The sequence below is a fragment of the Mycobacterium sp. E740 genome (genome assembly GCF_001672895.1).
Lineage (GTDB): Bacteria > Actinomycetota > Actinomycetes > Mycobacteriales > Mycobacteriaceae > Mycobacterium.
In genome coordinates this window covers 1-26,002 of sequence record NZ_LZKP01000163.1, presented here as the reverse complement: position 1 = coordinate 26,002, position 26,002 = coordinate 1, and the positions used below count along the sequence as shown (strand labels likewise).

24 protein-coding genes and 3 pseudogenes are annotated in these 26,002 nt (G+C 67.2%); 17 read left to right on the top strand and 10 right to left on the bottom strand.

Annotation, left to right across the window (positions count from 1 at the left end):
• Window positions 1–170: pseudogene (locus tag A5663_RS22685) on the top strand (MMPL family transporter); the annotation flags it as partial.
• Here A5663_RS22685 and A5663_RS15780 read toward each other — a convergent pair.
• A pseudogene (locus A5663_RS15780) lies at window positions 155–1,078 on the bottom strand (MMPL family transporter); the annotation flags it as partial. The pseudogenes A5663_RS22685 and A5663_RS15780 overlap by 16 nt on opposite strands.
• A gap of 106 nt (window positions 1,079–1,184) precedes the next feature.
• Entirely contained in the window at window positions 1,185–2,945 is a 1,761-nt protein-coding gene (locus tag A5663_RS15775) for an amidohydrolase family protein (RefSeq protein WP_068150889.1), read from the bottom strand.
• A gap of 77 nt (window positions 2,946–3,022) precedes the next feature.
• Here A5663_RS15775 and A5663_RS15770 point away from each other — a divergent pair, with 77 nt between their 5' ends.
• Entirely contained in the window at window positions 3,023–4,354 is a 1,332-nt protein-coding gene (locus tag A5663_RS15770) for an SRPBCC family protein (protein ID WP_068150886.1), read from the top strand.
• Window positions 4,329–4,973, top strand: coding sequence for a TetR family transcriptional regulator (locus A5663_RS15765; RefSeq protein WP_082974180.1), 645 nt, complete (start codon window positions 4,329–4,331; stop codon window positions 4,971–4,973). Before A5663_RS15770 ends, A5663_RS15765 begins: the two co-directional genes overlap by 26 nt.
• Before the next feature lie 10 nt (window positions 4,974–4,983).
• Here the strand turns inward: A5663_RS15765 and A5663_RS15760 are convergent, their stop codons facing one another.
• Together A5663_RS15760 and A5663_RS15755 are read right to left on the bottom strand one after the other, a co-directional pair.
• Complete coding sequence (locus A5663_RS15760) at window positions 4,984–7,197, bottom strand: acyl-CoA dehydrogenase (RefSeq protein WP_068150883.1); 2,214 nt, start codon at window positions 7,195–7,197, stop codon at window positions 4,984–4,986.
• On the bottom strand, window positions 7,194–8,201 hold the full coding sequence (locus A5663_RS15755) for an NAD-dependent epimerase/dehydratase family protein (RefSeq protein WP_068150879.1): 1,008 nt from the start codon (window positions 8,199–8,201) through the stop codon (window positions 7,194–7,196). Before A5663_RS15755 ends, A5663_RS15760 begins: the two co-directional genes overlap by 4 nt.
• A 102-nt stretch (window positions 8,202–8,303) precedes the next feature.
• Here A5663_RS15755 and A5663_RS15750 point away from each other — a divergent pair, with 102 nt between their 5' ends.
• Together A5663_RS15750 and A5663_RS15745 are read left to right on the top strand one after the other, a co-directional pair.
• Window positions 8,304–8,876 carry a TetR/AcrR family transcriptional regulator gene (locus tag A5663_RS15750; protein WP_068150876.1) on the top strand — a complete coding sequence of 191 codons (573 nt, stop codon included), beginning with the start codon at window positions 8,304–8,306 and terminating at the stop codon, window positions 8,874–8,876.
• Window positions 8,873–9,739 (top strand): alpha/beta fold hydrolase, encoded by an 867-nt coding sequence (locus A5663_RS15745; RefSeq protein WP_068150873.1) that lies wholly within the window; start codon window positions 8,873–8,875, stop codon window positions 9,737–9,739. The genes A5663_RS15750 and A5663_RS15745 overlap by 4 nt, the downstream gene beginning before the upstream one ends.
• Here A5663_RS15745 and A5663_RS15740 read toward each other — a convergent pair.
• Both A5663_RS15740 and A5663_RS15735 read right to left on the bottom strand, forming a co-directional pair.
• The gene (locus A5663_RS15740) at window positions 9,736–10,401 is read right to left on the bottom strand and encodes a sensor domain-containing protein (RefSeq protein ID WP_231976802.1); all 666 of its coding nucleotides are present in this window, start codon (window positions 10,399–10,401) and stop codon (window positions 9,736–9,738) included. The genes A5663_RS15745 and A5663_RS15740 overlap by 4 nt on opposite strands.
• Window positions 10,402–10,418: 17 nt before the next feature.
• Window positions 10,419–10,919, bottom strand: a complete 501-nt coding sequence (locus A5663_RS15735) for a hypothetical protein (RefSeq protein ID WP_231976801.1) — start codon at window positions 10,917–10,919, stop codon at window positions 10,419–10,421.
• A 411-nt stretch (window positions 10,920–11,330) separates the two neighbouring features.
• Between A5663_RS15735 and A5663_RS15730 the strand changes: the two genes are divergently transcribed.
• The 5 genes and pseudogenes from A5663_RS15730 to A5663_RS23855 all read left to right on the top strand — a co-directional run.
• The gene (locus tag A5663_RS15730) at window positions 11,331–12,011 is read left to right on the top strand and encodes an MspA family porin (protein WP_068150866.1); all 681 of its coding nucleotides are present in this window, start codon (window positions 11,331–11,333) and stop codon (window positions 12,009–12,011) included.
• Between the two features lie 31 nt (window positions 12,012–12,042).
• Window positions 12,043–12,717, top strand: coding sequence for an MspA family porin (locus A5663_RS15725; RefSeq protein WP_068150864.1), 675 nt, complete (start codon window positions 12,043–12,045; stop codon window positions 12,715–12,717).
• Window positions 12,718–12,856: 139 nt separating this feature from the next.
• Window positions 12,857–13,351: a hypothetical protein gene (locus A5663_RS15720; protein WP_197503420.1), complete on the top strand. Its 495-nt coding sequence runs from the start codon at window positions 12,857–12,859 to the stop codon at window positions 13,349–13,351.
• Window positions 13,352–13,517: 166 nt separating this feature from the next.
• The gene (locus A5663_RS15715) at window positions 13,518–13,970 is read left to right on the top strand and encodes a hypothetical protein (RefSeq protein ID WP_068150857.1); all 453 of its coding nucleotides are present in this window, start codon (window positions 13,518–13,520) and stop codon (window positions 13,968–13,970) included.
• Window positions 13,967–18,271 (top strand): annotated as a pseudogene (locus A5663_RS23855) (HAD-IC family P-type ATPase); the annotation flags it as partial. The gene A5663_RS15715 and the pseudogene A5663_RS23855, both read left to right, overlap by 4 nt.
• On the opposite strand, the gene A5663_RS23740 reads toward A5663_RS23855, so the two are convergent.
• Window positions 18,217–18,342, bottom strand: a complete 126-nt coding sequence (locus A5663_RS23740; protein WP_255396381.1) for an Rv1535 domain-containing protein — start codon at window positions 18,340–18,342, stop codon at window positions 18,217–18,219. The pseudogene A5663_RS23855 and the gene A5663_RS23740 overlap by 55 nt on opposite strands.
• 64 nt (window positions 18,343–18,406) lie before the next feature.
• Here A5663_RS23740 and A5663_RS15705 point away from each other — a divergent pair, with 64 nt between their 5' ends.
• Both A5663_RS15705 and A5663_RS15700 read left to right on the top strand, forming a co-directional pair.
• Window positions 18,407–18,679, top strand: coding sequence for a hypothetical protein (locus A5663_RS15705; protein WP_068150850.1), 273 nt, complete (start codon window positions 18,407–18,409; stop codon window positions 18,677–18,679).
• Window positions 18,680–18,735: 56 nt separating this feature from the next.
• Entirely contained in the window at window positions 18,736–19,581 is an 846-nt protein-coding gene (locus tag A5663_RS15700) for a mycofactocin-coupled SDR family oxidoreductase (protein ID WP_068150848.1), read from the top strand.
• On the opposite strand, the gene A5663_RS15695 is transcribed toward A5663_RS15700, so the two are convergent.
• Window positions 19,578–20,429, bottom strand: coding sequence for an SDR family oxidoreductase (locus A5663_RS15695; protein WP_068150846.1), 852 nt, complete (start codon window positions 20,427–20,429; stop codon window positions 19,578–19,580). The genes A5663_RS15700 and A5663_RS15695 overlap by 4 nt on opposite strands.
• A 338-nt stretch (window positions 20,430–20,767) precedes the next feature.
• Here A5663_RS15695 and A5663_RS15690 point away from each other — a divergent pair, with 338 nt between their 5' ends.
• From A5663_RS15690 to A5663_RS15680, 3 genes are all read left to right on the top strand, one after another.
• On the top strand, window positions 20,768–21,532 hold the full coding sequence (locus tag A5663_RS15690; RefSeq protein WP_068150897.1) for an SDR family NAD(P)-dependent oxidoreductase: 765 nt from the start codon (window positions 20,768–20,770) through the stop codon (window positions 21,530–21,532).
• Between the two features lie 117 nt (window positions 21,533–21,649).
• A complete protein-coding gene (locus tag A5663_RS15685; RefSeq protein ID WP_068150842.1) occupies window positions 21,650–21,910 on the top strand; it encodes a hypothetical protein in 261 nt (86 codons plus the stop codon).
• A gap of 8 nt (window positions 21,911–21,918) precedes the next feature.
• Window positions 21,919–22,401, top strand: coding sequence for a VOC family protein (locus A5663_RS15680; protein ID WP_197503419.1), 483 nt, complete (start codon window positions 21,919–21,921; stop codon window positions 22,399–22,401).
• Window positions 22,402–22,405: 4 nt separating this feature from the next.
• On the opposite strand, the gene A5663_RS15675 is transcribed toward A5663_RS15680, so the two are convergent.
• On the bottom strand, window positions 22,406–23,146 hold the full coding sequence (locus A5663_RS15675) for a TIGR02206 family membrane protein (RefSeq protein ID WP_197503418.1): 741 nt from the start codon (window positions 23,144–23,146) through the stop codon (window positions 22,406–22,408).
• A 20-nt stretch (window positions 23,147–23,166) separates the two neighbouring features.
• Window positions 23,167–24,708, bottom strand: a complete 1,542-nt coding sequence (locus A5663_RS15670) for a serine hydrolase (RefSeq protein WP_197503417.1) — start codon at window positions 24,706–24,708, stop codon at window positions 23,167–23,169.
• A 76-nt stretch (window positions 24,709–24,784) separates the two neighbouring features.
• Here A5663_RS15670 and A5663_RS15665 point away from each other — a divergent pair, with 76 nt between their 5' ends.
• Together A5663_RS15665 and A5663_RS15660 are read left to right on the top strand one after the other, a co-directional pair.
• Window positions 24,785–25,597: a DUF1906 domain-containing protein gene (locus A5663_RS15665; RefSeq protein ID WP_082974175.1), complete on the top strand. Its 813-nt coding sequence runs from the start codon at window positions 24,785–24,787 to the stop codon at window positions 25,595–25,597.
• 68 nt (window positions 25,598–25,665) lie between these two features.
• The coding region (locus A5663_RS15660) for a transglycosylase domain-containing protein (protein ID WP_197503416.1) at window positions 25,666–26,002 on the top strand (337 nt) is incomplete at its 3' end.

Here is a 26,002-nt window from a genome sequence, read left to right as displayed (position 1 = left end):
GCCGCCGGTACCAGGAAGCCCGCCAAACCGGTGAGGACAAGGAGACCGCGTACTACACGATGTTCCACGGCACCGCCCACGTGGTGCTGGGTTCGGGCCTCACCATCGCCGGAGCCTTGTTGTGCCTGAAGTTCACCAGGCTGCCGTGGTTCCAGACCATGGCGGTGCCGTGGAACATCGTGTAGTACGCGGTCTCCTTGTCCTCACCGGTTTGGCGGGCTTCCTGGTACCGGCCGATGAGGAAGATCGCATAGTCCGTGCCCGCCGCGATCGCGATCAACGTCAACAGGCTCGTGGCGAACGTCGACAGCCCGATGAACCCCGCGTTGCCGAGGAAGGCGACGATCCCGCGCGAGGCGCCGAGTTCGACGAACACCATCAGCAGGATCAGAATCATGGTCGCGATCGAGCGGTAGACGAACAGCAGCATCACCGCGATGACGATCAGCGTGGCGACCGTGGCCTTGACCGCGCCCTTGTCACCGGCGACGCGCTGGTCGGCGTTGAGCGCCGCTCCGCCGGTGACATATGCCTTGACTCCCTCGGGCGCAGGCGTCTCGGCGATGATGTTGCGCACCGCCTTGATCGACTCGTTGGCCTTCGTCTCCCCGATGTTTCCGCGCAGGTAGATCTGCACGTAAGCGGATTTCCCGTCGGCACTCTGGGCGCCTGCCGCGGTCAGCGGGTCGCTCCAGAAGTCGGCGACGTGCTCGACGTGTTCGGGGGTGGCCCGGAACCGCTTGAGCAACTCGTCGTAGTAACGGTGCGCGTCGGCGCCGAGCGGCTTGTCACCCTCGAGGATGACCATCGCGTTGCTGTCGGAGTCGAACTCCTTGAAATTGGCGCCGACCCGTTGCATCGCGATGAACGCCGGCGCGTCGTGGGCGTTCATCGAGACGGTGTTGGCTTCGCCGACCTTCTCCAGCGACGGGACGAACACATTGGTGACCGCCGTCAGCACCAGCCAACCAATGATGATCGGCACCGCGAGCACGCGGATCGCGTGCGCGATCCGCGACCGCCCGATCGTGCCGACTTCCGGATCGTCGTCGGAGCGGGCGGCTCGAGTCTTGGTCATGCCCCGCCCCTCGGTCGCGCCTCACCCGCTGGACGGGTGTCCGTCCACCGTGTGTGAGGTATATCTAGCCCGTCGAACTATCTGCTGTCAATTGCGGGACCGACGCTCAACGAGCTCCGCGCACCAGGCGGCCCGGGCGCGCCCCGGTGTCGACGCCGCGGCGCCGCGTCACGGCCCCGCTGACGATCGTGACGTCGTAGCCCGACGCGCCCTGCACGAGGCGTTGTCCACCGGCCGGCAGGTCGTAGGCCATCCGGGCGGGATGCAGGGTCAACGCGTCCATGTCGATGACGTTGACGTCGGCCTTCTTGCCGACCTCGATCACGCCTCGATCGGTCAGCCCGAACAGTTGCGCGGTGTCGTACGACTGCTTGCGCACTACGTACTCCAGCGGCAATTTCTCGCCGCGCTTGCGGTCGCGTGCCCAGTGCGTCAGCAGGAACGTGGGATAGGACGCGTCACAGATCATGCCGCAGTGCGCACCGCCGTCGGACAGGCCGACGACGCCCGCGGGATGCAGCAGCATCTCTCGGATGGCGTCGTGGTTGCCGTAGAAGTAGTTGTAGAACGGCAGCATCAGCATGGCCGTCGCGTCGTCTTCGAGCATCAAGTCGTAGAGCGTCGAGAGCGGATCTTCACCGCGGTCGCTCGCGATCTTCTCCACGGTGCGTTCGACGGTCGGCTCGTAGTCCGGCGGATCGCCGAGCGCATAGATGCGGCCCAGCGAGTACTGCACGAGCGCGAACATGTTGTCGAACAACTTCGTCGGGTCGGGAGGCAGGTCGTCGTCGGCCAGGATCGCGGCCTTGACGGCGGGATCGGCCAGCTTCTGGGCCAGCTCCTCGCGGCCGCACTCGGCCTTGAGGCGACGGAACGTCGGGCGGTGCGTGAACGCGTGGTGGCCGGGGAACCCGAACAGCATCCCGAACGGACGCGCCGCGATCTGGGGATACAACTGGCTGCCCGCTGCGTGCGCTTCGGCCGAGATGTCGAGCTGTTCGCGCCACAGGTCCGGCGCCGCGTCGACCTGGATCATCCCGAACGAAATCGGCCGGTCGATCTCCGCCCCCAGCCGCTTCATCCATTCCAGTTCCTTCTTGGGCGCGATGATGTCCTCACCGGCGACGCCTTGGGGTGCCAGCTCGAAAACCGCCCTGCCCCCGGCGGCCATGGCGCGGCCGAGTCCGAACAGTTCGTCCTCTGCGGCGAACGTGCCGGGAACCGGCTCGCCGTCGATGGCGCGGTGGCCCAGGGTGCGCGACGTCGAGAACCCCAGGGCGCCGGCCTCGATGCCCTCCTGCACGAGACGGGCCATGGCGGCGATGTCGTCGGGGGTGGCCGGCTCGTTGCGGGCGCCGCGCTCGCCCATCGCATATGCGCGGACGGCACCGTGGGCGATCTGGCTGCCCACGTCGATGGAGAACTGCTGCTTGCCGACGACGTCGAGGTATTCGGGATAGCTCTCCCATCCCCATGAGATGCCTTCGGTCAGCGCGCTGCCGGGGATGTCCTCCACGCCCTCCATCAAGCCGATCAGCCATTCCTCCTGGCCGGGCCGCACCGGCGCGAAGCCGACACCGCAGTTGCCGGTGACGACGGTGGTCACCCCGTGATTGCTGGAGGGTTCGAGCATGCTGTCCCAGCTGACCTGACCGTCGTAGTGGGTGTGGATGTCGACGAAGCCCGGGGCGACGATCTTCCCGGTCGCGTCGATGTTCTCGGCGGCCTCTCCCTCCAACGGGGCGTCACCGGCGCCGCGCCGACGCACCTCGACGATCTTGCCGTCCTTGACGGCGACGTCGGCCTCGAACCGCGGTGCGCCCGTGCCGTCGACGACGGTTCCTCCGATGATCTTGAGGTCGAACACGATTGCTCCTCCGAATGCGGTGCGGGCCGTTAGGATTCGCACTGTAACACCGTTACAGAGCGTGGGAGGGACGATTTGTGACGCACACGCAGAGCGTTCGGCGAGAGGATGCGATCGGCGCCCCGCCGGTGTGCCCGACCCTGGTGCCCGCCGAGCGGTATCACTCGCCGGGCTTCGCGCAACTCGAGATCGAGCGGATGTGGCCGCGGGTCTGGCAGCTCGCCTGCACCGTCGACCACGTCGCCGAGCCCGGCGACTATTTCGAGTACCGGTGCGGACCGTACTCGGTCCTCGTCGTGCGCGGTGACGACGGCACGCTGCGCGCCTTTCAGAACGTGTGTCGCCATCGCGGCAACTCGCTGTGTACCGGTTCCGGTGCCGGGCTGCGTGAACTGCGCTGCGGGTATCACGGGTGGACGTGGAACCTCGCGGGCGCGCTGCGACGAGTGCCCAACCGCAAGGGCTTCGGCGAGTTGCACATGGCCGACTTCCCGCTGGTGCCCGTCGCCGTCGATGTGTGGGAAAGGCTGGTTTTCGTCAACCTCGACACCGGCGCGATGCCCCTGCTCGACTACCTCGAAGCGGTCCCGCAAGACGCCGCATGGTGCCGCCTGGGCGAATTCCGTTGTTACGCAACGATGACCATCGAGGTCGACGCGAACTGGAAGACGATCGCCGACGGATACAGCGAGACGTACCACATCCAAACCCTGCACCCCGAACTCCACCGTTGCATGGACGACGTGTATGCGCCGCAGAGGATCTGGGGGCACACCGGCAAGTCGGAACAGGTCTACGGCGTGCCGAGTCCGCTGCTGCGCGACCCGCCATCGGACGGTGAGGTGTGGGACGCCTATGTCACGACGCAGGGTGCGTTGATGGGCGTGGAAGAGGGGACGCCGCTGCCTCAAGAGCGGGCGCCCGGCGCATCGGTCGCCGATGTGATCGCCGAGCGCACCCGCGCGTTCGCGGCGTCGCGCGGTGTCGACCTGGGTTGGGCCGGCACCGACGAGGTGATGCGGCTGCACCAGTACAACGTGTTCCCGAACATGACGCTGCTGATGAACGCCGACCATCTGACCGTGATGACGTCGCATCCCGGCCCGGACCCGAACCGCGGTGAGCTGATGATGCTGTTGTGGACGCGGATGGCACCGGGTTCGCCGCGCATCAAGCCCGTCGACGTGCGGATGACCGCCGAGGAAGCGCACCCGGGACTCGTTCTCACCCAGGACATCTCGGTGTTGGCCGGGCTGCAGCGAGGTCTGCGTCAGCCCGGTTTCACACATCTGACGCTGTCCAATGAGGAGCGGCGGGTGATCAACATGCACCGCAATCTCGAACGCTATCTCGACTTGCCCGAATGCGACCGGATGACCGGGGGTGAGCCGGTTGCCGCCGCGACGTAGGACTAGCAGGGACGCGGCGGACACGGTCCGCGCCGAGACCATCCTCGACGCCGCGGCCGACATGATCGAACTGCACGGGGTGGACGCCTTCACCATGCGCGGTCTCGCCGAACAACTCGGGGTGGCGGTGACGTCTATCTACTGGCATGTCGGCGGCCGGGACAAGCTGTTCGACAGTTTGGTCGACCGGTTGCTCGACGAGATGGCGCAGCTACCGGCCGAGGGCGACACCGCGGTCGATCGCATCGCCTCGCTCGCGCACGCGCAGCGCCGGGTGCTCATCGAGCGCCAGCACCTGCTCGCGATCGCGCACGAGCGCGACAAGACGCCGCGGTTGTTCCTGCCGGTCCAACAGGCCCTGGCGACCCAGCTGGCCGAGGCGGGCCTGACCGGGCGCGACGCCGCCCTCGCGCTGCGCGCGGTCGAAGTGCACGTCATCTCCTCTGCGGTGATGCAGTTTTCGGCTGTGCGCGGTGAGAAGCACGACGAGGAGGACCCGTCGCTGTGGACCGACGACTGGCCCGATCGGGCACTGGTCGAGGCACTGCAGTCGCCGACCGACTACGACGCGGTCTTCGCGTATGCGCTCGACGCGCTGCTGGCCCCGCTGCGGCGCTGAGCGGGCAGGATTACTTCCGCGGCAGGCCGAGAATCATCTGCGCGATGATGTTCAACTGGATCTCCTTGGTGCCCCCGCCGATCAGCTCCGCGGGCACCCGCAGATACGGCTGGACGACCTCGGGGTCGGTGGCCATCGCCAGCCGGCCCCGCGAACCCAGCGTGGCCGCGAAAGTCCGGCGCAGAAGCACGTTCATCGCGACCTTGGCGATGCTCGAGGCCGGTCCGGCGGCCTGCCCCTCGAGCAACCGGATGGTCTCCCGCACGCCCAGCGCCTTGATCGCGTTCGCGTAGGCGTCGAGCTCACCGAGCTCACGCAGGACGTCGTCGCGCTCGTCGCCCGAGGCGAGCCGGCGCAGCGGCGCCGCCCGGTCGTACTGGACGTAACCACTGATGGCCGAACGCTCTTCGGCCATCGTGGCGATGGCAAGCGCCCATCCCCCGGTCGGTTCGCCGAGCAGCATCTCGTCGGGAACGAAGACGTCGTCGAGGAATACTTCGTTGAACTCCTGCTCCCCGCTGGCCTGTTTGATCGGCTGAACCTCGATGCCCTCCGAGCGCATGTCGAGGATGAAGTATCCGATGCCGCGGTGCTTGGCGGCGCTCGGATCGGTTCGCGCCAACAACGCACCGTAGTCCGCCCGGTGCGCCGACGAGGTCCAGATCTTGTGGCCGTTGATGCGCCATCCGCCGTCGGTCTTGGTCGCTCGTGTCGCCAGCGCGGCGAGGTCCGAGCCGGCGCCCGGCTCGCTGAACAGCTGACACCATGCGAGTTCACCGCGCTGGGTGGCCGGAATAAGCCTATCCTGCAACTCTTTTGAGCCCGCCTTGATCAGCGACGGCAAAATCCACTCGGCGATGCCCAACGAGGGGCGGACGATGGCAGGGCGCTTGTTGAACTCCTCGTCGATGATGAGTTGCTGTAACGGGCTGGCGTCGATCCCCCATGGCGACGGCCAGTGTGGCGCGATGAGTCCAGCCTCGGCGACGGTCGTTCGCTGCGGACCGGTGGCGAAGTGCTCGTAATCGCCCTGGCGCCCCGGCGCGTCGTTGCGCAACGCCGCGGCGGTGTCCAGCGTCTCGACGACATGGGCGCGGAACGGTGCTTCGGCGTCACCGAGGTCGACCGAGAAGTTCCGCTCCTGCGTGCTGCTCACCTCCCCCAGCCGTCGGGCCCAGCGGCTTCTCGACCCGACCGAGGCGGCCAGGCTGGTGGCGCGTCGCCAATACAGGTGCAGGTCGTGTTCCCAGGTGAAACCGATCGCACCGAACATCGTCAACGTGTCGAGCGCGAGGTCTGGACACGGCGCCACGGCCATCAGGGCCGCGCCGGCCGCGGCCATTCGATGCTGGTCGATCGACTCACCGGCCGCCCGCACCGCGTCCCACGTTGCGGCACTGGCCAATTCGCTGTTTACCAGTAACATCGCGGCGTTGTGCTGAAGCGCCTGAAACGTGCCGATGAGCTTGCCGAACTGCTCGCGGGTGCGCAGGTGCGCGGTCGCGGCTTGCACGCACCACTGTGCGATGCCCGCTGCCATGCTCGCGGTCAGCGCGACGGCGAGGTACTCGGCTCGCTCGGAATCGATACCGCGCAGGACATCCGCCGGATCGACCGGATACGCGCTCAGCCGGGCACTGCCGACATCGGTCAACAAGTCGGTGCCTGCGCCGGCTTCGACGGTGACGGCGGGGTGCGCCGCGTCGATCGCAGCCCAGATCTCATCGCGCTCCTCGGTGAGCGCGCATACCAATATGACTGCTGCAGAGCAGATTCCAGCTGTAAGACCCGAGTCGCCCGTGACGACCCAGCGCTCGCCGTCGATCCGCGCGGTGAAGTCGGCGTCCTGTGGCAGCACCAGCGCGGCCGCGGCGCCTTCGGCGAGGCGGGTCAGCAGCGCTTGGGCTGGTTGCGTCGGTTCGGCGAGCGATGCGACCGCGCCGGCAGTGACCGTCGGCAGCAGCGGTCCCGGCAGCGACGCCTTGCCCGCCGCCTCGAGAACGCAGGCGGCGTCGAGGAGGTCACCACCCTGGCCGCCGAAATGCTCCGGCAGGTGGACGGCGTGAAAGCCGTTGGCGACGAACTTGTCCCACCAGGCCGGGAGCCGGCCTTGCGCCAATAGGTCGAAGCTCTCACGGGTAGCGGCTATCGGGGCGCGACGTGCGGCGAACTGAGCGAGCGAGGCGCTGAGTTCGCGTTGTTCAGGGGTGAGCGCAAGGGTCATCCGACCGCCCTGCTGAGCCGGCGGGCATCGCGAAAGAAGCGTGCGGCCGCGACGATCGCTTCGGGAGTGGGCGAGGGTTTCCAGCCCAGTTCCCGAACCGCCTTCGAATGGTCCAGCGGGGTCATGATGTGCATCAGCCGCACGTTCAACGGTGTCAGCTGCGTTTCGCGGCCCCGGAGTCTCGCCAGCCAATCGCTCGGATGGCTGGCCGCTGCCATGGCCCAGATGGGGACGCCCCGTCGCGGCGGTGGCACGCCCACAGCGGCACAGCCGGTTTCGAAGATCTCCCGCATGCTCATGAACCGCTCCGAGACGATGTAGCGTTCGCCGACGCGGCCGCGTTCGGCAGCCAGCAGCATCGCTTGTGCGGCATCCTCGACGCCGACCACCTCGGCATCGTAACCGTCGATGTAGAAGGGCATCTTGCCCCGTACGGCCGCCGACAGCATCCCACCGTGTGGCGTCGGCAGCCAGTCCCCCGGCCCGTAGGTGTTCGCAACGCACATGGCGACTCCCGGCAGGCCGCGGTCCGCGCAGTAGCGCAGCACCATCTCTTCGGCGGCCACGCGGCTGCGGATGTAGTCACCGCCGGCACGCAACCAGTTGTGTGCGGTGGTCTCGTCAGCGAGCCCGTCTTTCATCCGACCGATGGTGCCGATCGAACTCGTGTACACGAACCGCGTCAGGCCGGCCTGCACGGCGATGTCGAGCACCGCGCGCAATCCGTCGACGTTGGTGCGCCACAACGGTGCTGGGTCGAGCAGCCAGGGCCGGGCGTCGACGACGCAGTAGTAGACGACGTCGCAACCGGCCATCGCCGACCGGACGCTCGGTTCGTCGAAGATGTCACCGCGGCGAATATCGACCGGCAGCCCGTCGATGCCGCGCGTCGAACTGCTCGCTCGAATCAGCACCCGCACGTCGTCACCGCGCGCGACCAACTGTTTCGTCACGTGTGAGCCCAGGAACCCGCTGGCCCCGATGACGAGCTTTGTGGAAGTCACCGGTGACCGAGCTCCTCCCTTGAAACGAGACGCAACGTCTCGTCTTGCCAAGACTAGGGGTTGCTGGCAACATCTGTAAAGCCGACTGATGCGGAGAAAACAATGACCACACCCGTGAGCACTCCCCGCCGGCGTAGTGAGAAGTCGCGTGCGGCCATCGTCGCCGCCACCAGAGAACTGTTGCTGGAGCGTGGATTCGACGGGCTCAGTATCGAAGCCGTCGCCGCGCGCGCGGGTGTCGGGAAGCAGACGATCTACCGCTGGTGGCCCAGTCGCCCGGTGCTCGTCGCCGACGTGCTGCTCGAAGACGCGGACAGGATCCTCAAACCGGTCGCCGACACCGGCGACCTGATCGACGATCTCACGTGCTGGGCAACCAATCTGGCGGCGACGCTGACCACCGAACGGGGAAACGCCATGCTCCGTGTCCTCACGGTGGCCGGCATGGAACACGAGGACACAAAGGAGCGGATGCGCGCCGGATTCAGCGCGCCGTTACACGACAGCGTCAAAGCGCGGCTGTCGGGCGGCGGCTTGGGCGCCGCGACGTCGGAAGCTGCGGCCGACGCCATCGTCGGCGGCATCGTCTACGCGATTCTCAGCGAAGGCCGCTCGTTTCGCCGCAGCCGAGCCGAGACGATCGCTCGTACCGTCCTGGCCGGTGTCACGCAATGAGCCTGCTTCCCAACATGTTCCGCGTCGCCGGAGAGGGCGGTGTGACGATCGCCGCCGACCGCACCGGCGATCCCGCCGCGCCGGCGGTGGTGTTCCTGCACGGGGGCGGCCAGACCCGGCGATCGTGGGGGCGGGCAGCGGCAGCGGTCGCCGAACGCGGCTGGCAGGCCGTGACGGTGGACCTGCGTGGCCACGGCGAGTCGGACTGGTCGGACGACGGCGACTACCGCGTCACCAGTTTCGCCCGCGACATCCTCGAAGTGCTCGATGAGCTGCCGCCACAACCCGTGATCGTCGGCGCATCGTTGGGTGGGTTCACGACCATGCTTCTCGCCGGTGAACTCTCGCCCGGTGCGGTGCGGGCCGTCGTGCTCGTCGACATCGTTCCCGAGATGGACCCGTCGGGCGCATCACGCATCCACGACTTCATGGCCGAGAGGATGCGCTCGGGGTTCGAGTCGCTGGAAGAAGTCGCCGACATGATCGCCGAGTACAACCCGCATCGCCGCCGGCCCAGTGATCTCGACGGGCTGCGCACCAATCTGCGTGAGCGTGACGGTCGTTGGTACTGGCACTGGGATCCCAAGTTCATCGACGGCACGGCGGCGCGTCCGCCGATCGAGGTCGCCGACGTCGACCGGATGAACGCTGCGGTGGCGTCGATCCTGCGGTCCGGTGTGCCGATCCTTCTGGTGCGTGGGCAGTTGAGCGATCTGGTGACCGAGGAGCGCGCCGGCGAGTTTCTCGACCGCTTCCCCTCGATCGAGTTCGTCGACGTGGGCGGCGCCGGTCATATGGTCGCAGGCGATCGCAATGACATCTTCGCCGACGCGGTGGTCGATTTCATCGTGCGGCACAGCTAGCGCGATCTTCGGATCTTCGCTGCGATGTGGTCGGCGATGTCGTCAGCCTTGGTCATCGGCTGCGCGGACGGCACACAGGCCACCACGTCGATGATCACGTTGGAAGCGGCCTGCAGGATGTGTTGGCATGACCGGAGTTGCCCTCCGTCATCACGGGTGTACGGCATGGCGAGCCGGTCCGCGGTCACCGTCAATTCGTCACTGCGCCAAGCCGGCAGCGGACGGTTGTTGAGCTGGACGCTGATGCTGTGGTGCCTGCACTCGTGCCATCTGTCCGCCGATTCGGCCAGGAAGTCCCGGGCCCCCTCTGCGGTGCGGTATGAGACCACCGACTGCACGGCCAGGCGCTCCCAGTGGTCGGTGTCGGGTGTGCGTAACATCTGCTGACGCACCGACTTCCAGTGGCTGGGGTCGTAGACCGGCGCCTCATCGGGCTGCCAGACGCCGAGGCAATTCAGGTTCGGCAACAGGTTGCGATGATCACCCATCGACGTGACAAGCGGATGGGCGTTCATCGCATCGGTGTCCATCACGTCGGCGACGTCCGAGGCATCCAACAACAACCCGCCGAGCGCGCGGTCGGACACAAGTGCCGGCGCGGAAACCATCGCCTGTCCCGCACATCCGCAGAGCGTCATCAGGAGAGCCAGAAGACCCGTCACGCAATGGTTTACGCGGCTCACGCGTGAGTTCCGGCCGCAGCGCATGCCTCTTGCGCCTTGGTCGCTTCGTTGTTCATCTCGGATGCGGTGCGATTCAGATCGTCGCCGGACATCCGAAGTCCCATCTTCATCAGCAGTTTGGTGGCTCCGAGCGACCACAGCCGCATCGGTGAAGCGATGTCCGGCGACAGTCCAGGGGTGTCGGCCGCCTTCATCGCCAATGCGGCGGACTCCCGTAACGCGGTTCGGCCTGTCACGTTGGTGGTCCGCACCGCAGGGTCGGCGTAGCTGGAGCCCTCGAAGGAATCCGCGAATTCCCCGTAGTACGAGGAGCTTCCGTCGAGCACCGTGGCGAATTGAGAGCATGCCGCGACCGCGGCCGGGTCGGCATTGTCCGACGTCGGCACGGAGGCGACCTGGACCGGACCCGGCGCCGCCGGATCCACGACGAGGTCATCGGCTGAAGCGACGGGCATCAATGACGAAGCGAGGCCGAGCGCGATGAGCGCTGTCGACACTCGCAAGCGTAGTTGGCGTGATGTCACGTTTCCTCTTCTGTTCGGATTTCCTGCGGTACACGAAGCGGCCGCGATTGCCCAGCGGGGCCTCCGCAATTGCAATACACGACCGGCAATCCCGCAAACCGTGGACGGTAAAGATTTCTTCTCGACGAGCAAATGTCTTCTCCACCGCCGAGGTGAGCACGGATGCTGCACGTCGTCCATCGATGAGGATGCGACTACCTGTGAAAACCCTTGCAAATAGCTGTGGTTCGCTCGCCGCGGCAACGTCCGAAGGAGGTTGTGGTCAGCAACGCGATGGCAGCTTTTTGCCCGCCGTTCACCGATCGGCAACATGCCCGGTGGAGGCTCCGTCGCGAGAGATCCGTAGGAACGTTGCGTTCCGAGCTGAAAGGCGCCGATTCAACAATGTTCAACCGATTTGCCGTGCTGGCGGCCGTCTGCGTGATCCCCGTGGCGGCCACGCCATTCGCGATGGCCGATCCATCCCCTCCGCCGGGCCCAGTTGTGCCGGTGAGTGCCACCAACCCGCTGCCGCCTGAGGGCGCCGTACCGTCCGGACCTCCCGGAATACTCGAGACACCGGACGGCTGGCACCTCGAGGTGACCGGTAGCAACGAGACGCAATTCCCCGTCGCACCCCTGACCACAGCGATCACCTCCCGTGAGTACCTCGTCGCCGGAACGTTCATTGGGCGGATTACCGGCGGCGGCTCAACCAAGCTCGCCGGCGGGCAGATGGAGGCCGGCGAGCAGATCGGCTGCGGAATCATCTCCGACGAGACCGAGTTCAACCCCACCGGCAGCTTCACGCCGGGTATCAGCATCCCGTTCAACGGAAACGTCACCGGGGCATTCGGCCTCGCACTGGAGGGCAAGGTGTACCTCAAACCCGGACAGGTGACGACCGTCGCCATCGACAAGAAGAAATTCAAGGGCAAAGAGACACGAATCACGCTCACCGGTGTGCGGATCAAGACCGACCAGTGCGCAGGCCAGTCGTTCATCCGCTCGTACGCGACGCTCACGAGCTCGACCGACAACACCGACGATGTCGTCACCTATCTCGGCGTCACCAAAGCCGTGTGACCACAGACGAATCCGGACAGAGAGCAGATCAATGTTGAATCGAATCGCGGTAGCTGCCGCTTGCATGATGATCCCGCTCGGCGCGACACCGGTTGCAGCGGCGCAGCCGCTCCCACCTCCGCCACCGGGTAACGCCGCGCCACCACCCGACACCGGCGTGGTCGCCTCCGCCCCGCCCGGTGTCGTCGTCACACCGGATGGCTGGATCTTGAACGTCGTCGGCAGCGACGAGACACAGCTGCCCGTCGCGCCTCTGACGACCGCGAAGTCGTCTCGCGAATACCTTGCCGGGGGGACCTTCACCGGTACGGTGACCGGCGGTGGCAGCACCGCCCTGAGCGGCGGCACTCTCGAGGTCGGGTACCAGATCGGTTGCGGTATCGAACTCAACCAGGTCCGGCTCGTCGGACAAGCGGGTATCGGCACGAGCGGTTCGTCCCTCACCGGTGGGCTCGTCCCGACCGGTATGACGTTCCCGATCTCGGGCAAGATCGAGGTCCACCCGAAACCAGGAACGGTCACCACGGTCACGGTCGACAAGAAGGAGTACAAGGCCGCGCCGGTCCGCGTCACCCTGAAGGACACCCACATCAAAGTTGATGGGTGCGTCGGTCAGTCGTTCCTCCGGTCTTACGCGACGCTGACCAGCGCGACGACGGACACCGACGACGTGGTGGCCTACTACGGCGTCACGAAGACCGTCTGACGGCATGGGTATCCGCCGTCGCACAACAGCTTTCGGACGGGCTGCGGCAGCAGGCTTGGTAGCCGCCGGAGCAGCGGTCGCTTGGGCGGCACCGGCCGTCGCGCAGCCGCCGGTTCCCCCGCCACCTCCGCCTGCGCCGATGCCGGGTCCTCAGGTACCCGTTCTCGGTGTGCCGCTGGGGCCCAACGGCTTGGCCGTGCTCGGCCAGACGGGCGACCCTGCGCCGAGTAAGCTCGGCGCACCGCGAGTCCCCGGTCTTGACGCGGCAACTGTGTTGGGCCAGAACAGTGTTCCGTCGGCACCGGACGCGGGACCGGGCACACCGCCAAATCTCAACGTCTTCAACAACAGCTACGGCATCGCCCAGAATATCGAACCGGCGGCGCCCGGGCAGGGCCGGCAGTTCGACGTCAAGCCGGGTGAGGAAAACGCAGATGTCAGCAGACGCGAGTGGTTCGGCCGTTACATCGACATGTACCGTGCCGGGCTCCTGCGGGGCGGATTGCTCGGCCAGATGCCTCAGGAGCAACTCGGCCATCCGCTACCTGGTACCGCACCGCCGCCCGGAACGAACATCCCGCCCGGGCTCGGCCAGTTCCTTCCCGCTCCCCCCGCTGCCGACCCGCCGGGTTGATCCCAACACCCGTGCGAATCAACGAAACCGCGTCCCGTCCGACACCGGACGGCCCGAGCCTGGGTGAACCATCCGAACTTTCTTAACAGTTTCTGTTCAGCCAAGCGGTGTATAACCCCTAGTTGCGGGGAAATGGCTTTAGGGTAAATAGGCGCGAGGAGTTCTGATGAACATCGTTTCGGCGGCCACCCGGGCTGTGGCAAAGACAGCTGACGTCACCACCGCGGCCGCCGGCGCGGTCGGCGGGGCCGCCGTCAACGGCGTCATCGGTGGGCTGCGCGGGGCGGCTTCCGGTGTGCGCGCCGGTCTGGACAATGGCAGTCATTCCCCCGCAGCGGCCGCGTTGACAATCGGCGCGATCGGTGCCGCCGGGCTGGTCGAGTGGCCGGTCCTGCTTACAGTGGGCGGTGCGGCGCTCGTGGTGCACCAGCTCAGCCGCCGCTCGGGCGGCGAGGACGTCCCGGCGGCCCGGCCACTCACCTCGACCGCTCCCCCGACGAAGACCACTTCCCCGACGAAAGCGTCGACCCGCAAGGCGGCGGCGCCACGTCAGACCTCACGCAGGCCCGCCAAGGCGACGGGCAAGACGACGGCCTCCCGGCGCAGAACCACGAAGTGACGTCCCTCCTCGGACGGCTGGTCGAAAGCGTCACGACAGCCGTGACGGCACCGATCGCGCTGACTTCCGAATCGGTGACGGCTGTGGCCGCAGCGGCCAGAGAACTCATCGGCGGCGCACCCAGCCGGCGTTGTTGGCAGAACGAGGATCGCTGCTGGATCGAGGTTCGCGGGCTGGGGGGCGAAAACGGGGAGCTGTTGGCCGACGCCGTGCTGCGAGCCGTCCGGCGGGAGCCGGGAGTGCGAACGGCACGCCTCAATCGACCGTTGTCACGAGTCGTTGTGACCGTCGCCGAGAACGGCCCGTCGATGGAGGCGTTGTGCCGGGTGGTCGCCGACGCCGAAGCGCATTCACCGGACCCGGCCGATCGGGGCCCGTCCGATCTTCCGGCCGACGGAATCGTGCTGGCGCACAGGATCATCGCGACCGCCGCCAACGGTCTCGGGCTGTGCACCGCAGTGGCCGGTCGTGCGTTGATGTGGCCTGCCGTACCGACCGGCGTCGCCGCCGCGGTCACGCTCGTCGACTATCAGCCGCGTCTGCGGGCCGTGGTCGAGAGCCGCCTTGGGCAGAGCGCCGCCGACACCGTGATCGCGATCGCTGCCGCGGCGATGTACACGGTCACCGAGGCGCCGACGTCGCTGGCCGTCGAGACCGTCCGGCACCTGACCCAGGTGGCGGAGACGCGCGCGGGTGCCCAGGCATGGCAGCGGTCAGAACCGATGCTCGCCGCGCACGCCGACGATGCTTCGGTATTCGAGATTGCGCAGCGACCCGTTCCGATGCCGCCCGGCCCCCTGGAGCGGCACGGGCAACGCAGCAGCGTGGCCCAGAGCCTGGCGTCCGGAACGGTCGCTCTCGTCACTCGCGACATCGATGCCGCCGGAACGGCCGCAATGGTCACCACGCCCAAGGCGGCCCGCAACGCCCGGGAGGGATTCGCGGCGTCGTTCGGACGCGGACTGGCGGACAAACACGGTGTCGTCGCTCTCGACCCGTGGGCGATCCGGCGCTTCGATCGTATCGACGCCGTCGTGGTCGACCCTCGCGTCCTGATCAGCGACCGACTTCGCGTCGGACGGATGCGTGGCGTTTCCGATCGGGACCGCGTGGCGGTGTGGAAGTGGGCGCACGAGAACCTGGAACGCGGGTCGCTGGCTGTGGGATGGCAACGCGCACCGCTGCGCAACAACGGAAGCGCTAACGGCTCGTCGACGGCCGAGGTGCTGGTCCGCCACGTCCAGGATGCGTTGGCGCCCAACGTGGTCGGCGAGATCCGCCGCTCCGGGGCAGAAGTGGTGTCCGTCGAGTCGGACGAACTCGACGACTTGCGTCCCTCCTTCGACGAACTGTATCCGGTCGAGGGTTCCCTCGATGAGGCGTTGACGGCGACCGTCACGAAGCTGCAGAGCAGCGGGCACACGGTGGCGGTGATATCCACCCAAGCCGCACAAGCCATCTCGGCCGCGGACGTCTCAATCGGAGTCATTCCGGGCACGGGTGCACCGCCGTGGCGGGCTGACCTGTTGGCTCCGGACCTCGGCGCTGTATGGCGGATCATCCGCGCACTTCCCACCGCGCGCAAGGCAAGTGAGCGCGGCGTCGAACTCTCGACGAGCGCGTCGATGCTGGGCGCGTTGCTGATAGTTCCGGGTGTCCGCGGCCGCGGCCCAGGGCCGGTGACCGCCGGCGCCGCCGCCGGTCTGGTGACCGGCTTGTTCCTGGCTCGGCAGGCCCTCCGCGAGGAGGTGCCGACACCCGTCGTGGCCCAGGACTGGCACGCCATGTCGGTCGACGACGTGCGTGAGCTGTTGCCGCGTCCGAAACATGAACTGGCGCAGCCGAAGTCCCGACTGACGGCCAGTGCGAGTGCATCCGCCGATGCGGTGAACCGCGTCACCCGCCCGGCGCTGGGACTGACGAGGGAACTCGCCACAGCGCTGCGTTCCGAACTGTCGGATCCGTTGACACCGGTGTTGGCGGTCGGCTCGGCAGCCAGCGCCCTGCTCGGTTCGCCGGTCGACGCCATCCTCGTCGGGTCCGTGCTGACCGGCAACGCGATGCTCGCCGCGACGCAGCAGGTCCGCAGCGAACGCCTGTTGACTCGACTGCTCGCCGTACAGAACCCCCTTGCCCGCCGGATCGGCGAGAATGGCAGTGAGACCGTCGAATCGGCGGATCTGCAGCCGGGCGACGTCATCGAGGTACGGCCCGGCGAAGTCGTGCCCGCCGACGCGAGGATCGTCGAGGCCGCCGAACTCGAGGTCGACGAGTCGTCGCTCACCGGCGAGTCACTTCCCGTCGCCAAGCAACCGGAGCCGACGCCCGGCGCGGCGTTGGCCGAACGAAGCTGCATGCTGCACGCGACCACGACGGTCGTCGCCGGCACTGCGGTCGCGATCGTCACCGCCGTCGGCGCAGCCACGCAGGCCAGCCGGGCCGCCCACGTGGCGCCCGCCGAGAAGTCGGCGGTCGGCCTGCAGGCACAACTGCGTGACCTCACCAATCAGGCGCTGCCCTTCAGTCTCGCCGGCGGCGCGCTGGTCAGCGGTCTCGGGGTGCTGCGCATGGTGCCGCTGCGTCGCGCGGTGGCCAGCGGGATCGCGGTGGCGGTGGCGGCGGTCCCTGAAGGCCTGCCGCTGGTAGCGACACTGGCTCAGCAGGCCAGCGCACGACGGCTGACCCGGGCGGGTGTATTGGTGCGCAGCCCTCGATCGGTGGAGGCGCTCGGGCGCGTCGATGTCGTCTGCTTCGACAAGACCGGCACTCTCAGCGAGAACCGGCTGCGAGTCACGAAGACACACAAAACATCCGGGATCAGCGCCACGGAGGTGGCCGAATGCGCCGCACGGGCCACCCCGCCGCGGAACGGCCACCACCACGAGCACGCCACGGACGCCGCGGTGGTGGCCGCCGCGCCCGCGGCGAACGAACCGGTCGCAGGCGCCCGATACCTCCCATTCCGCTCGGGCCGGCCGTTCTCCGCCTCGCTGGCCGACGGACGCTTGTGCATCAAGGGCGCTCCGGAAGTCATCCTCGAGGCCTGCACGAACCTCGATCCGAAGACGAAACGGGCGATGCGCGAAATGGCGGAGATGGGCCTGCGCGTCATCGCGGTCGCCCGCCGCGACGTGTCGGACGCCCAGGCCGAGGCCGCGCTCATCGACGATGATGCACTGATCGACCTGTGCCACAACGGATTACGTTTCGTAGGGCTCCTGGGATTGTCAGACACCCCGCGTCAGGAGTCCGCGGCGCTGCTCGCGTCGCTGAAAGCGCAGCAGATCGGGGTCAGGCTCATCACCGGTGACCACCCCGTGACGGCGACCGCTATCGCGGCCGAATTGGGCATGCCGGTGACCGCCAAGCAGGTGATCAGCGGCACTGACTGGGATGCATTGTCGCGCAGGGGCCAGGAACGTGCGGTTCGCGACAGGTTGGTGTTCGCGCGGATGACCCCCGAACACAAGGTTCAGGTGGTGCAGACGCTGGAGCGCACCGGCCAGGTGTGCGCGATGGTCGGTGACGGCGCCAACGACGCCGCGGCGATCCGCTCGGCGACAGTCGGAATCGGGGTCGCCGCGCGCGGTAGCGATCCCGCTCGTACCGCAGCCGACGTCATGCTGCTCGACGGACGGATCGGGTCGATGCTGGATGCGCTCGACGAGGGCAGGCAGCTGTGGCGGCGGGTGCAGGCGGCGGTCGCGGTGCTGCTGGGCGGCAACGCCGGTGAAGTCGCGTTCTCGATCATCGGCTCCGCTTTGACCGGAAGCTCACCGCTGAACACCCGCCAACTGCTCCTGGTGAACATGATGACCGATGCCCTGCCCGCTGCGGCGCTGGCCGTCAGCCCGACCGTCGCGTCGGCCGACGACGAGGGCCGCGGCCCGAACCGATCGGCGGTCTGGCGCACCGTGGCGATCCGGGGAACGACCACGGCGGCAGCCGCCACGTCGGCATGGCTGATGGCAGGCTTCCCGCTGGCGCCGCGGCGCGCCTCGACGGTCGCACTGGTAGCCCTCGTGACCACTCAGCTGGGCCAGACGCTCATCGACTCGCACAGCCCGCTGGTGATCGCCACCGCGGCCGGGTCCCTGGTCACCCTCGGCGCACTGATCAGCACGCCCGGGGTGAGCCAGCTGCTCGGCTGCACACCGCTGGGTCCGGTGGGCTGGGCCCAGGCGCTGGGCACCGCGACAGTGGCGACCGCCGCGGCCGGTTGCGCACCGTGGGTGCTCAGCCGCGTTCAGTCGTCGATCTCGACGACGCCCATCCGCCACAACACCGCATACAGTTCACGAAGCGGGATTGTGATCAGCCCGGAGACGACCGTCAACGGGTCCGACGAGGTCTTGACACCAGTTGTGGACACGCTTCACACGGTCCGCAAACCGGGTGTCCAAACGTCGAAAACACCATGACGGGAGGTTAACGAAATGGCCAAATCCTCACGAAACAACTCAAGTCACCGCGACGCCGTCCACCGGGTGCGCAACGCTCGGACGTTCGCGCTGGATCTGCCGATCGTCGGTCAGGTCAGCATTCCGCGACCCGAGCAGCTGGCGTTCTACGGAGCACTCGGCGCGCTCGCGGCGGTGGAGATCATCGAATGGCCGGTCGCCCTGGTGTTGGCAGCCGGCCACGCGCTGATGCAGAACGAACACAGCCGCGTCGCACAGGAAATCGGCCAAGCGATGGAGGATGCATAGCGCCCGCGCCCGCGCGCTACCGTTCTGACTGTCCGCAGCCCTCTGGAAAGGCCGTCATGACAGACAGGAACGCCGGCAGAGTCGCCGGCAAGGTCGCGTTCATCACCGGCGCCGCGCGTGGCCAGGGCCGTGAACATGCGATTCGGCTCGCCGAAGAAGGCGCCGACATCATCGCGGTCGATGTGTGCGAGGACATCGACGCCGCCGGCTATCCCGGCCCATCCGAGTCGGACCTCGCCGACACCGCGGCGCTCGTCGAGAAGTCGGGCCGCCGCATCGTCACCGCCAAGACCGACGTGCGTGACCTGCCGAGCCTTCGCGCCGCCGTCGACCGCGGGGTGGCAGAACTCGGCGCGCTCGACATCGTGGTGGCCAATGCCGGTATCAGCGCCAGCCCCGCGCCTGCCGCGATGATCGAGCAGGCGGCATGGCAGACGATGTTCGACATCAACGTGACCGGTGTATGGCAGACCGTGAAGGCGGCGCTACCGCACATGACCAACGGCGGCGGGTCGATCATCTTGGTCAGCTCCATGCTGGGGCTGCGCGGCGGCGGTTACATGGCCCATTACGCGTCGGCGAAGCACGCTGTCGTCGGGCTGATGAATTCGCTCGCCAACGAGCTTGCGCCGCAATGGATCAGGGTGAACTCGATTCATCCCGGCAACATTGCGACGCCGATGATCGACAACGAACACTTCCGTCGCACGGTGCGCCCGGATCTCGCCGATCCGACCATGGAGGATGCCATGCACGTGATCGGGCACTTCCACATGCTGCCCGAGCCGGTGATCGAGGCGCGTGCGGTCAGCAACGCCGTGCTGTTCCTCGCTTCCGACGAGGCGCAGTACATCACCGGCGCAGCGCTACCCGTCGACGCCGGCGCCGTCGCGAAGTTCTAACTGCCTTTCGAGAACTTCCTGAACCGCCACAGATACGAGGGCAGGCGGTGGGCCGGGACGCTTCTCGGCCAGTCTTTCGCGCGGAAGTAGGCGTCGGAGCCACCGTCGACGAAAACGATGCTCCCGCACAGAAAGTCAGCAGAGTCCGAAAGCATGAACAGTATCCAGTCGGCGAGTTTGGCCGGATCGCCGAATGTTCCGACCGGGACCGGGAAGGCGTTGATCGCTTTGGCTTCGCGCGGAGTCGAGAGCTGCTTCTCCAGCAGCGGCGTCATGATGGCCCCCGGGGCGAGCGCGTTGAGACGGACACCTTCACCGGCCCACGAACGGCTCACGGCGGTTTGTCGCACCCACTGCGATACGGCGATCTTGGAGGCGGCGTACGCCAGCGACGGCGCGGCCGGACCGAAGAACCGCATGCATCGCACTGCCTTTTCGAGCTCATCAGCCAGCAGGGCGCGCACCGCCCGCTTCGGCACCACCGGGGTGGTGGTCGTCGAATTGCTTGCCAGCACCACCACTTTCGCATCAGCGGCAGCCAGCGCCGGTCGCCACGCTTGCAACAGGTCGACTACACCGAAGTAGTTGACCTGAAATATCCGCCGTGGACTGTCCGGTCCCGGGGTCGGGCCGATTCCCGCCGCCAACACAGCGCCGTCGAGTCGGTTCGACGCCGCGGCCAGCACCGCATCGGCTGCCGCGCGACGCCCGTCGCTCGCGGACAGATCGGCCACCACGTCACCTTCTTTGACGTCGACCGAGATCACGGTGTGGCCGGCGGCCTTCAGCTTCTCGACGGCCTGCTGACCCATGCCGGACGCAGATCCGGTGACCACGTACACGCCCATCCATCACTCCTCAATGTCGCCTTGCTTGGCGGCGTTGAGCGCAGCGTAACCGTGACGTGGGCGTCACTTCGCCGAAGCCGGCGTCCTGACGGGTTCTTGCTGCACGACGGGTTCGCCGAGCGACACCACCTTCGCCCCTTCACCGCCGTGATTCGATTGCACTCACGCAGGCCGCTACTCGCACTTTCCCTGCGTGAGCGCAATCGGTCGGAGATGCCGAGTAGTGCCGCGCACTGGTCGAACCCACCAGCGACATCTTCCCCGCTGGTGTGCGCATTGTGCCCGACGCATTACGGTGATCCCACCGCATGACCACGACCGGCAGGAGAACGACCAAGATGACGATTCTGGACCGCTTCCGACTCGACGGGAAAGTCGTCATCATCACCGGTGCCTCATCGGGCCTCGGCGTGTCGTTCGCCGAAGCATGCGCTGAAGCCGGCGCCGACGTCGTATTGGCTGCCCGCCGGGTGGAAAAGCTCGACAGGACAGCCGAACTCGTCACCGCAGCAGGCAGACGCGCGCTCAGCGTCCAGACCGACGTGGCGGATCCCGACCAGTGCGCGGCGCTCGTCGACGCCGCGATGCAGGAGTTCGGCCGGGTCGACGTCCTGGTGAACAACGCCGGTGTGGGCACCGCGGTGCCGGCGGTGCGGGAGACTCCCGAGCAGTTCCGCGCCGTCATCGACGTGAACCTGAACGGGTCGTATTGGGCGGCTCAAGCGTGCGCGAGGGTGATGCAGCCGGGCAGTTCGATCATCAACGTGTCGAGCGTCCTGGCCCTCACGACCGCGGGTCTGCCACAGGCCGCTTACAGCGCGAGCAAAGCCGCCGTCCTCGGGCTCACCCGCGACCTCGCGCAGCAGTGGAGCGGTCGCAAGGGGATTCGCGTCAACGCCCTGGCGCCGGGGTTCTTCGAGTCGGAGATGACCGACGAATACGCCCCCGGCTACCTCGACCGCACGATCGCCAGCCGGGTTGTGGTCGGCCGCGTGGGCGCACCTCACGAACTTTCCGGCACGGTGGTGTGGCTGGCGTCGGAAGCCAGTGGTTATGTCACCGGTCAAACCATCGTCGTCGACGGCGGTGTGACGATCACATAGCCGGTTAACGCTTCTCATTCGCTTTGGTCACGAACAGCGAACATCCGGGCCGGCCGGCGACCGAGGTGATTTGATCGGGTCAACGGCTCAAGCAGACGACGGCCCGGAAGGTTGCCTATGGGTTTGTTCGGACCGCCCGCGTCGATTGCGCTGCTGTTGGCGGTTGCCATCGTCGCCGCGGCCGGCGGATTCGCCGCGTCGGCGGTAATGCGGCGGAACAAGCGGCGCACGCGGATGGTCTTCCTGCTCGGCGCGCTCTTCGGATTCGTTGCGGGCCTTCGGGGTCGGAAGCGACTCAAGGCCGCGCTACCCCTGCCGCTTCGCGGCCTGACCGGCCAACTCGTCGCGGCGGGACCCAGCCGGCTCATCCGGCGTTGAGGAGCGATGTGACCGAGCCTCAACCAATTTCGATCGAGAACTTCTCTCACGTGTGCATCGGTGTCTCCGACCTCGACGCGTCCCTTGCCTTCTACACCCGAGTGCTTGGCATGGATGTGGTCTTCGACGTCACCCTCGACGAGGGCGGGATGGACGCCGTCACGGGTGGGGCCGCACAGCGCGGTCGGATGGTCGGCGGCCTCATCGGAGCGGTCATGGTCGAGCTCCTGTACCTCGGTGCCGTACCGGCCGGCCAGAACGGGCCTCACCTCGGCTACACCAACGTCTCGTTTCGCGTGAGCGATCTCGACGCGACGTCCGAAGCGCTGCAACGGGATCACCCGAACGTCCGCGCTACCCCCGTGGTCGAGATTGCGGGCGTGCGGATGCTGTTCGTCTACGATCCCGACGGCACGCCCATCGAACTCATCGAACTACCGAACGGCGCACAGTCCACGCTTCAGATGTGGCGCCCGCACGAACAGCAGTAGCGGATCAGACTGTCTTGACCGCGTTCTCGCTCTCGAGCGCGTTCTTCTTCCGGATTCGCTCCCACGGCCACGTCAACAATGCCCACACGATGAGAACGATCGCGACTTCGGCCAGCAGATACAGCGGCCACGGGCCCAAGACGTCGAGGACGGACGCGGTCGGCGGTTTCCTGTTCAGATAGCCGTAATTCGTGCCCGCGATCAGGTTGAAGATGAAGGTCACCGCGGCCCACACCAGGGTCGCAAGGATCGCGAAACGGTAACTGCGCCATCGTGGACGCATCCCTCGTCCCCAGGTGAGGTAGATGGCCGCCCACACCGCGAACACGTGCAGGACGAAGAACGTGACGAACAGGTGGTGCGGGAAGTCCGGCGCGCCTTCTTCCGGCGTGCCCACATCCGGGGTTATCAACGCCTGCGAGCTCAGGACCAGGCACCAGTAATAGGTCAGTGCGAAGGCCCAATGTCGTTGCGACCACAGCGCATACGCAGCCATCAGCTCCGCGACGTCACACAGCTGGATCGGCACGGAGGTCTGGAGGTCGGGCCGGATGAGTTTGTAGACCAGCGCTACGGCGAAGGCCGCCAGAATCAGCAGAGCGAAGACACGGGCGAACAACCGGGCCTGCGCGTCGGCCTGCCGCCGCCCGACCCAGATCAGGAGCGCCGCACCGACGGCGAACAAGACGAGGACGATCAGATGCGACGGGCCGTACGCGACGAACTCCCGTTGTGCATGGAACACTTCGATCAACTCTCCGTAGATCAGCGGGGCTTCGGGTTAGGTGTCGATGGCGGCGGAGCGCTGCCGTACAGGTGCAGGGACTGGGCCACCGCTGTCGCGACCTCGGCTTGGAGATCGGAGACCGGTCGGCTGCCGCGGATGTGGATTGCGTTCGTGAGCAGAACGACGTACGTGTCCGATCCGGGATCCAGCCAGATGGAGGTTCCGGTGAACCCGGTATGACCGAAGCTGCCCACCGGAAAGATTCTTCCCCTGGGGCGGGAATGGCCCGTGTCGATGTCCCAGCCGAAGCCACGCAGGTTCTGCCCGCTGATCGCCGGTATCGGCGGCATGGATGACGAACCCCTGTCGGCATCATTCGCCGCCTCGATCTGGTGAGCCGAATGCCCCGGCTGCTCCGGCGAGGTCATGAGCTGCAGAGTCGCTTGTGTCAGAGGGAAATTGCTGGGCCGGCCGGCCAGCCGGTCGAGGAACGCCTGGGCGTAGCTGCCGAGATCGCGCGCCGTCGAGAACACCCCGGCGTGGCCGGCCACTCCCCCCATCCGTCGCGCAGTCGGATCATGGACCGTGCCACGGAGCAGGTGGTCGAGATCCGGGTTACTGCCCGGGTCGGCTCTGCCCTCTTCGTCGAGCGCTGTCGGCGCGGTGCGCGACAAAACGCTCGTGCTCCAAGTCCCCGCCGGACAGGTGCCCGACGCGCGTGGGTCGGGCGCGGCGACCCAGGCGATCGCAGCTCCTCGAACATCCTGCGGGCCACAGGCTTTGGCCGCAGGAAGGTAGCGGGTGTCTGCCATGCCCAGCGGCGCGAAGACATTCCGCTCGACGTAGACGTCCTCCGGCTCACCGCTGACTTGCTCTACCAGCGCCCCGAGAAGGATGAAGTTGATGTCGGAGTAGCCGAACGCGCCGCCGGGCGTCGCCTGCAGCGGCGACGTGAGCGCACGACGGACACCTTCTGCCTTGTCGCCGGCGGCGAGCCCCCACGAATCCCTCAAATCGAGATCGCCCGCCAGACCCGAGGTGTGCGTGAGCAACATTCGGACCGTGACCTGCGCGCGCTGCGGGTCGTCATCGACGTTGAAGCCGGGCAGATACGTCTGCACCGGGTCGTCGAACCGAACCTTGCCCTGCTCGTAGAGCTGCATGACGGCAGTGGCCGTCGCGAGGCACTTCGTCAAGGACGCCAGGTCGAAGATCGTGTCCTCGGTCATCGGTTCGTCACGCGCGGACGCGCCGTCTCGACCCGATTCTGCTGCCAGCAGCCGGGAGCCGTACGCCTGGTGGAAAACGAGGTTGCCACCGTTGCCGACCGCAACCACGGCACCTGGCAGCCGGTGCGCCGCTATCGCGTCGTTCATCAGCTTCGAGACCGCTGGGAGGTCGACGGTCGGGACGGCAGCCGGCGGCGGCGGCGGATGCGGGCTCGGGCTGGCGACCACCGGCGGACGACTGGCGGGCGCGGGCGGCTGGTCCGGCCGGGCACCGCATGCGGAAGCCGTTGCAGCTGTCAGCAAGACAGCTCCGAGCGCGATGGTGGCGCGCACCGCGGAGCTGAGCCGCATCCTCGACCGTGACTCGTACCGCATATGAATCCGCCGACCTGCATTTCGTGGAGCACCTGGTTGTTACCATCGCGCCGTGCCCGACACCTCGCCGACGGCTGGACTCAGCGAAGGGCCATCCCGTTCACGACGCGAAGTCCTCAAGTATGCCGTCTCCGCACCCGTTCTTCTGCTTCTCGCGGCGGCGGGGGCGACTGTGAACGCGCGAAAGGCCTCCGCAGCTCCCCTCAAGCTGGCCGATTTCGCGACCCGGCTGGCTCCGGCGGATCAGCTGAAGGCGGCGGGCTTCGACGGCGCCCTGGTCTACGTGTCCGAACTGCGGCCGGGTGCGGACTTCGACTTCAAGCCCGTCAGCCGCGAGTATGCCGACTCCCTGCGTGCGGCGGGACTCCACGTCGTCAGCTGTTACCAGTACGGCAAACCGGGCTGGCCGACACCGTCGGACTACACCCGCGGTTACGACGGCGGCGTGGCAGACGCGCAGACCGCCCTACGGCTACACGCGGCGGCCGGCGGCCCGGCTTCGGCGCCCATCTTCTTCAGCGTCGACGAGGACATCGACCTCGACACCTGGCAGAACGTCGCAGTCGAATGGTTTCGAGGGATCAACTCGGTGCTGGGCGTCAATCGCACCGGCCTCTACGGACACGCACGCGCGTGCGCATGGGCGATCGGCGACGCCGTGATCGGCCGCTCCAGCAGCGACGGACACTGGTGGGCCTGGCAGACGAAAGCGTGGTCTGCCGGTGAGCGTGAGCCCAGGGCTGTCCTGTATCAGGCGGTGGTCATCGGGCCTTCCGAGCCCGGTGTGGCCGTCGGGAAAACCCATGTCGATCTGAACGACGTCCTTGCTGCGGACTTCGGCCAGTGGGATCTCGACCGGACGTGACGTAATGGCAACCGACATTTTCGGCGCGGGAACGTTCACCGCCGGTCCCGATTCAATACCCTGCTGACATGCCGGAGAGTTCACCGGTCAGGGGGACGGTCGCCAAACTCGCCCTGTGCTGCCTGTTGGCTGGCGTGCTGGCGGCTGCGCTGATGTTTCCGTTCGCGGGCGGATTCGGGCTGTTGTCGAACCGGGCCTCCGACATCGTCGCCAACGGGTCGGCACAGCTGGTCGAAGAGGACATCCCGCAGGTGACGACGATGGTCGACGCCGCAGGCAAGCCGATCGCGTGGCTGTACACGCAGCGCCGGTTCGAGGTGCCCAGCGAGCAGATCGCCAACACGATGAAACTCGCGATCGTCTCGATCGAGGACAGGCGGTTCGCCGAGCACAGCGGCGTCGACT

Excerpts from the sequence above, each read along its gene's own strand:
- A5663_RS15760 (WP_068150883.1), bottom strand. The coding sequence starts at position 7,197 with ATGACCCTTGCGCTCACCCCTGAACAACGCGAACTCAGCGCCTCGCTC.
- A5663_RS15750 (WP_068150876.1), top strand. The coding sequence starts at position 8,304 with ATGACCACACCCGTGAGCACTCCCCGCCGGCGTAGTGAGAAGTCGCGT.
- A5663_RS15745 (WP_068150873.1), top strand. The coding sequence starts at position 8,873 with ATGAGCCTGCTTCCCAACATGTTCCGCGTCGCCGGAGAGGGCGGTGTG.
- A5663_RS15730 (WP_068150866.1), top strand. The coding sequence starts at position 11,331 with ATGTTCAACCGATTTGCCGTGCTGGCGGCCGTCTGCGTGATCCCCGTG.
- A5663_RS15725 (WP_068150864.1), top strand. The coding sequence starts at position 12,043 with ATGTTGAATCGAATCGCGGTAGCTGCCGCTTGCATGATGATCCCGCTC.
- A5663_RS15720 (WP_197503420.1), top strand. The coding sequence starts at position 12,857 with ATGCCGGGTCCTCAGGTACCCGTTCTCGGTGTGCCGCTGGGGCCCAAC.
- A5663_RS15715 (WP_068150857.1), top strand. The coding sequence starts at position 13,518 with ATGAACATCGTTTCGGCGGCCACCCGGGCTGTGGCAAAGACAGCTGAC.
- A5663_RS15705 (WP_068150850.1), top strand. The coding sequence starts at position 18,407 with ATGGCCAAATCCTCACGAAACAACTCAAGTCACCGCGACGCCGTCCAC.
- A5663_RS15700 (WP_068150848.1), top strand. The coding sequence starts at position 18,736 with ATGACAGACAGGAACGCCGGCAGAGTCGCCGGCAAGGTCGCGTTCATC.
- A5663_RS15695 (WP_068150846.1), bottom strand. The coding sequence starts at position 20,429 with ATGGGCGTGTACGTGGTCACCGGATCTGCGTCCGGCATGGGTCAGCAG.
- A5663_RS15690 (WP_068150897.1), top strand. The coding sequence starts at position 20,768 with ATGACGATTCTGGACCGCTTCCGACTCGACGGGAAAGTCGTCATCATC.
- A5663_RS15685 (WP_068150842.1), top strand. The coding sequence starts at position 21,650 with ATGGGTTTGTTCGGACCGCCCGCGTCGATTGCGCTGCTGTTGGCGGTT.
- A5663_RS15670 (WP_197503417.1), bottom strand. The coding sequence starts at position 24,708 with ATGCGGCTCAGCTCCGCGGTGCGCGCCACCATCGCGCTCGGAGCTGTC.